General features: G+C 35.6%; 5 protein-coding genes. All 5 read right to left on the bottom strand.

Features of this window, described 5'->3' with window-relative positions; genetic code table 11:
- Nucleotides 1-612: 612 nt before the first annotated feature.
- On the bottom strand, nt 613-1,194 hold the full coding sequence (locus tag FYJ25_RS10620) for a PBECR4 domain-containing protein (protein WP_096239904.1): 582 nt from the start codon (nt 1,192-1,194) through the stop codon (nt 613-615).
- 405 nt (nt 1,195-1,599) lie between these two features.
- Nucleotides 1,600-2,535: a translation elongation factor Ts gene (gene tsf / locus FYJ25_RS10615; protein ID WP_096239902.1), complete on the bottom strand. Its 936-nt coding sequence runs from the start codon at nt 2,533-2,535 to the stop codon at nt 1,600-1,602.
- Nucleotides 2,536-2,640: 105 nt separating this feature from the next.
- Nucleotides 2,641-3,372, bottom strand: a complete 732-nt coding sequence (gene rpsB, locus FYJ25_RS10610; protein WP_021907933.1) for a 30S ribosomal protein S2 — start codon at nt 3,370-3,372, stop codon at nt 2,641-2,643.
- Between the two features lie 153 nt (nt 3,373-3,525).
- The gene (locus FYJ25_RS10605) at nt 3,526-5,316 is read right to left on the bottom strand and encodes a GmrSD restriction endonuclease domain-containing protein (protein ID WP_154581285.1); all 1,791 of its coding nucleotides are present in this window, start codon (nt 5,314-5,316) and stop codon (nt 3,526-3,528) included.
- Nucleotides 5,317-5,359: 43 nt separating this feature from the next.
- Nucleotides 5,360-6,130, bottom strand: a complete 771-nt coding sequence (gene codY, locus FYJ25_RS10600) for a GTP-sensing pleiotropic transcriptional regulator CodY (protein ID WP_096239898.1) — start codon at nt 6,128-6,130, stop codon at nt 5,360-5,362.
- Between the last annotated feature and the right edge of the window lie 227 nt (nt 6,131-6,357).

Below are 6,357 nucleotides of genomic sequence, written 5' to 3'. Positions count from 1 at the left end.
GAGTACACGACTTTCCAGGGAAGGTGCTCTGAGACTTTTTTCTTTCTGTAAACTAATGACAGTATACAGAACAATCCAGAGACACGCAAGCTAATCATTATTACGCTATTTTAAGAGGTCAATAACAATAGAAAAAGACTCCGAAACTTTCATAACAACTAGAAAATAAAGTAATTATAAAACTTTCGGAGCCTCCACATATTCTGTATATAACAAACATTCCTATTTTTTAGCGTGCGTCAGGAAGTTTCTGTTCCTTTACAGCATTTCCGCTCACATAGTAAAACAGGCAGCTATTTCTTCTTAGCTGCCTACCCGCCAATGGAATATTTGGATTCGGGCATTACCCATGCCTTCCTACGGTCTATGATTAAATTAGCACATAAGAATTAAATCATCAACTGCCTTTTTCAAAAAAATCACAGATATATACTATTACTTTCTTTTTTTCTTAAAATCGGCTTATATATAGGAGCAAACATTCTTAGAACAAGTTTCGCAATGTCAGACAAAAATCCTCCTGGATTTTGTCCGCCTTGCAACTTGATGGGGATTACGACTCTACGTTCCGCTCCAATCGATGCTAAACTATGTTTTCAGGACAGCCCCTTGCTATTTTACATCTTTTTTCAATCTGTCGTATAATATATGTTCTGACCCATCAATAAGATTTCTTTTTTTCTTATATAAGAGAGTCCATGAAGCTTGATTCTTTGTATAATCCATTTTCTCCTCTGGGAAAAAAGAACGACAAAAATAACTGTCATCTCTTGCATTAGATAAAAACAAAAATAAATTTTTTCCTTCCATATGATTTTTCATCAGATAATCCGCTTTTATCATAGAATAGACATTCGCCTTTTTATTATACTTAAAAACCGTATCATTACTATCAAGCATTTTCTCAAGCAGCGGAAGAAAATGCACTCTGTCTTGTATTTTATGATAGAAATCCGAAGACTCTATATTTTCCCTTTTTATAATACCGTTCTGAATTTCATCAAATATTTTTCCTCTATCACGTCTTAACTCTGGTCTATCCGTAAGATATTGTAATCCCATCAAATGAAAACAGTCCTTCTTATCAAACGTTATTATAAGTTTAACCGCAACATTTTTTCTTCCCAGAACAATTTCATACTCTGTTGATAAGAGAGGAATAAATGATGATACACAATCAACAACTGTTCTCATCTATATTTTCCGCAACTCCCTTTATTTCATAATAAAATTAAGAAAGGCCCTGCACTTGGCAGAGCCTCTCAGCATTTTCTTTTGGGAGCTTTTGCTCCCTAGCCAGATTGTGGTAAATGCTAAACCCTTATAAAGCTGGTAAGGCACTGCCCTCTGACACAACACCTTACTTCAACGCTTGACAGACACTCATGTTGCCTGTTGTTACTATTATATTAACTTACCACCACAAATATGTCAACTGAATTTCAATAGTCATTTTTTCATTTTTACTTTCGTCATTTCCTTTTTTCTATGGAAAAAAGGCTCCGAAACCCTCATAATCACTAGAAAATAAAGTGTTTATGAAGCTTTCAGAGCCTTTATAAATTCCGATTTAATTTACAATATTAATAATTTAAAGAATTATTTACCAGCCATCTGAGCTGCTACTTCTGCTGCGAAGTCCTCTTCTTTCTTTTCGATTCCTTCTCCAGTTTCCATACGAACGAAACCTTTGATAGCAATTTTAGCATTGTTAGCTTTAGCTACTTCCTCAACATATTTGGATACGGACTGTTTTCCGTCTTCAGCTTTTACGTATACCTGATCCATTAAGCAGATTTCTTTTAATTCTTTGTTAAGACGTCCTTTAACCATACCTGTGATGATCTTATCGTTAGCGTCTGGTTTTTCATTCTTAGCTGCTGCTGTAAGGATTTCTTCTTCTTTTGCAAGATAATCCTGATCAACTTCAGAACGGTCTGTATACTTAGGATTTAAAGCTGCAACCTGCATACATACGTTTTTAGCCATCTCTTCGATTGCATCATTTACAACATCTGTTACAACGTCTACTAAAACACCAATCTTTCCACCCATATGTGTATAAGAAGCTACAAATCCTGCATCTTCTTTTACCTGCTGGAATCTACGGATGTTCATGTTCTCTCCGATGATAGCGATCTGTCCTGCTAATGCTTCGTTTACAGTCTTAGTCTCATCAAATTTCCATGTTTCAGCTAAGAATGCATCGATATCTGTTGTTTCTGTTTCCATTGCCTGTTCTGCAACCTGTGCAACATAAGCCTGGAACTTTTCGTTCTTTGCAACGAAGTCTGTTTCAGCATTAACTTCTACTGCAACAGCTTTCTTCTTGTCATCAGATACGATAACTTTAACAAGACCTTCTGCTGCAACACGTCCTGCTTTCTTTTCAGCAGTTGCAAGACCTTTTTCTCTTAAAAATTCAATTGCTTTATCAAAATCGCCTTCTGTAGCTGTAAGAGCTTTCTTACAATCCATCATTCCGGCACCTGTCATCTCACGTAACTCTTTTACCTGTTTTGCTGTAATAGCCATTTCGATTCCTCCAAATTCATCTCTTTTATGTGGTCATATAGATTTTGCACAAAAATGCCCCGGCCTGTACTAACGGTGCAGGCTGAGGCAATATTGCAAACAGAATTAAGCTTCTGCTTCTTCAGCAGCTTCTTCCTCTGCTACTTCTGCATCCTGTCCCTGATTTCCTTCGATTACAGCATCTGCCATCTTGGAAACGATTAATTTAACTGCACGAATAGCATCATCGTTACCTGGAATTACGTAATCTAATTCTTCAGGATCACAGTTTGTATCGCAGATACCAACTAAAGGAATACCAAGAGTTTCTGCTTCCTGAATACAGATTCTTTCTTTTCTAGGATCTACAACAAAGATCATATCAGGAATATCCTGCATCTCTTTAATACCACCTAAGTTCTTCTCTAATTTTTCCTGCTGTTTCTTCAGGTTAATTACTTCTTTCTTAGGAAGTACATCAAATGTTCCGTCTGCCTCCATAGCTTCGATTTTCTTTAACTGGGCAATACGGCTCTGAATTGTTTTGAAGTTTGTGAGCATACCACCTAACCATCTCTGGTTTACATAGTACATTCCACATCTCTCAGCTTCGTTCTTGATAGAATCCTGAGCCTGTTTTTTAGTACCAACGAAAAGAATCTTTCCACCGTTAGCAACACAGTCTCTAATAGCGTTGTACGCTTCGTCAACCTTACCTACAGACTTCTGTAAGTCGATAATGTAGATGCCATTACGCTCTGTGTAGATGTAAGGAGCCATTTTAGGGTTCCATCTTCTTGTCTGATGTCCAAAATGAACACCTGCTTCGAGTAACTGTTTCATTGAAATTACACTCATGTCAAATCTCCTTTTTGTTTGTTCTTCCGCTGCTTTCTTATTCCTCAGCCACCTTTCTTACAGGCACTTCGACCGACAGAATCCGGCAACGTGTTTTTTACTTAATTTACCGAACGAAGTATATCATATATTATAAGGTTTTGCAAGAAAAAATTATAATGTTTTATAAAAATCTCTGATTTCTGATGCCATCTGTCTGCGTCGATCGGCTAAGATCTGTATTACATCTGTTTCATTGGCAGTAAATATAGTTTCTGTGAGACCATTTTCTTTTAATGATGTACAAATCTTCTCTATGCCGATTGCTTTTTCCAGATCCACTTTATAATCTACAGGGGACTTTTTCCTAATAATATCTTTTGTTTCTTTAGAAATGTAAGTAAGATTGGCAACCTGTCCATAAATTTCCCTTGTTTTATATCCGCATTTTGCCAGATAAGCTTTCGGAAGAATCTGATAAGATTCTGTTTTATTTTTATAAAGTTCTTCAATTGTCACATCGCTGTAAAGAGAATGCACGCCTCTTGCACACTGTGTAGCCACATACGCAAGAAACGGTGCTGTACGTGCTGTTGTTGATGTAAACTTCTCCGGTAAAATATTGTTATAAAATTCATCTGTAAGTTTTAGTTCTTCAATCTGTGCTAAGTAAGAAGCAAAACCTTCTTCCTGCGCGTTGGCATAATCTTTTTGTACGGTACTCTCTCCACCGCTTTGATAATGTCCGGTAATCATCGCCATCGTTATCCATTTTGAAAGAAGAGATTCTCTTTCTTTTTCTCCGATTCCCTGACGGTACATTAGCAGGTACATCGCATAGCAATAATTTAAAACGGACTGAGAATATAGTAAACGACTACAACTATATCCCGCTTTTTTTAATGCTTTCTGGAATCCCTGAAAGTTCTCTTCACATACAAACGCTTTTACTCCGGCACCAAGTTTTTCAAAAGCTTCTTCGGAAACTTTTTTTGAAATTTCTTTTTTAGAAAAGATTTTTTTCTCTCCATCTCTTCCTGATAAAAGATGTACCAGATCACCGATTCTTGTCTTTCCAAAATAAGAAATTAGTACAACTTTTAAAACATCAGCGTAGGATGGAATATATAAACTTTGTTCTTCATTCTGGCACCAGGTCAGTGCTTTTCCATATTCTGAATTAAAAAATTCTGTCTCATTTTGCTGCAACACCTGATAAAAAGATGGTTCACGTAATAAATGGCAAAAATAGTCAATACAATTCCTTATGTAATCACCGCCATACTGTTCATTGACAGAAATTTTAGACATAACGAAGTCTTCCTGATTCAAAGGCTTTCCCTGTAAATTAATACGAATAAATATTTCTGAAACAACATCAATATCTAAAAGGAATGATAATTCAATTACACCAACCTGATGTTTTACAATTTCTTTTAATGTATCTACAGATTCTTCTAACGGTGTAAAATCTTCATCTGGATTCGCCTCTTTATATTCTTTTTCAAACTGTCGGAAAGAAAAGTCTCTTCTAAAGAATATCGAAATATCAGGAATCCATCTGCTATCTTCTTCATGCTTCGTATCACAGACGGCAAATCGTTCTTCTCCTTTACCGGCTAATGGATTAAATGCAATCCGGATCCGATGGGATTGATATTGCTCATCTAATACTTCTTTTCCAAGAAGTGCCGCCATTAAAGCTGTGACTCTCTGCTGTCCATCAATCAGTATTTTCTTTGTTCCGCCTTTTCCAAAGTTGCGTACACGAACTTGGGAATTCTGCCATACAATCAAATATCCTATAGGATATCCCTCATATAAAGAATCAATCAAAGCCCTTACTTCTTCTCCCTTCCATACAAATGGTCTTTGTATTTCCGGAATAGCAATTTGAGAATTTTCGACATATCCCAGGATACTGCTGACAGAATATTGTGTTATTTTATAATTATCCGCTCTCATTCTTTATCCTCCATCGTATATGCGAACATTATTTAAAATGCAATTAATGTTTCATCTTCTTTAATTCGTCAAAGACCACATCGTTAAGCACTTTAATATAAGTTCCTTTCATACCGGAAGAACGTGACTCAATAACACCGGCACTTTCAAACTTTCGAAGTGCATTCACTATAACAGATCTGGTAATTCCCACTCTGTCAGCAATCTTGCTGGCAACAAGAATCCCTTCCGATCCATCTAATTCATCAAAAATATGTTGAATTGCTTCTAACTCTGAAAATGATAACGTGGAGATGGCAGACTTCACAATGGAAACCTTACGGGTTTCTTCTGCATTCTCCTCATTAACAGAACGCATCATTTCAAGACCGACAACGGTTGTCCCATATTCAACAAGAATAATATCATCAATTTCATAATGATGTTCTTTTCTGTACATAAATACTGTTCCCAATCTTTCTCCTGCAATATCAATCGGAGTAATAATTGCCTGATAACGATCTGTTTCTGTATGTTCAAAACCAAGTGTTTCGAGGTTTACATTCTCTTTTGTAGAAAGTACACCTAATAAACGTTCATTAAGAAGTGTATCAACGTACCCGCCAACTTCGTTATTGATCAACTCATCAATCACTTCAATATCCTGTCGATTCTTGATTCCAAGTACTTTACCTTTTCTACTGATTACCAGCACATTAGATAATAAAATATTACTCAAGACTTCACAGATATCATTAAATACTACTTTATGCGAATTATTATTGTGCAATAATTTATTTATTTTTCTTGTCTTATCAAGCAATTGAACACTCATAAATACCTCCATCCTAACTGTCAAAATTAACAGACAATTCTTTATCTTTGATAAGTTTAACATATCTTCCCGCCAATCTCAACGGTATTATCTAATATTTTTAGTACTTTTTTAAATTAATTTAGAAGTTTGTACAATTAAAATAATTTAATTCTATAAATTGGATATATGAAAGAAAAAAAGTATAGCTTCATATCCATAAAGATAGCTGCTACAGTAAAATTACT

The organism is Anaerobutyricum soehngenii (genome assembly GCF_009697165.1).
GTDB lineage: Bacteria > Bacillota > Clostridia > Lachnospirales > Lachnospiraceae > Anaerobutyricum > Anaerobutyricum soehngenii.
This window is presented reverse-complemented; position numbering and strand designations above follow the sequence as displayed.

What these genes read in the sequence shown, in the direction of transcription:
- tsf (WP_096239902.1), bottom strand. Translation starts at nt 2,535, where the DNA reads ATGGCTATTACAGCAAAACAGGTAAAAGAGTTACGTGAGATGACAGGT.
- FYJ25_RS10605 (WP_154581285.1), bottom strand. Translation starts at nt 5,316, where the DNA reads ATGAGAGCGGATAATTATAAAATAACACAATATTCTGTCAGCAGTATC.
- rpsB (WP_021907933.1), bottom strand. Translation starts at nt 3,372, where the DNA reads ATGAGTGTAATTTCAATGAAACAGTTACTCGAAGCAGGTGTTCATTTT.
- FYJ25_RS10620 (WP_096239904.1), bottom strand. Translation starts at nt 1,194, where the DNA reads ATGAGAACAGTTGTTGATTGTGTATCATCATTTATTCCTCTCTTATCA.
- codY (WP_096239898.1), bottom strand. Translation starts at nt 6,130, where the DNA reads ATGAGTGTTCAATTGCTTGATAAGACAAGAAAAATAAATAAATTATTG.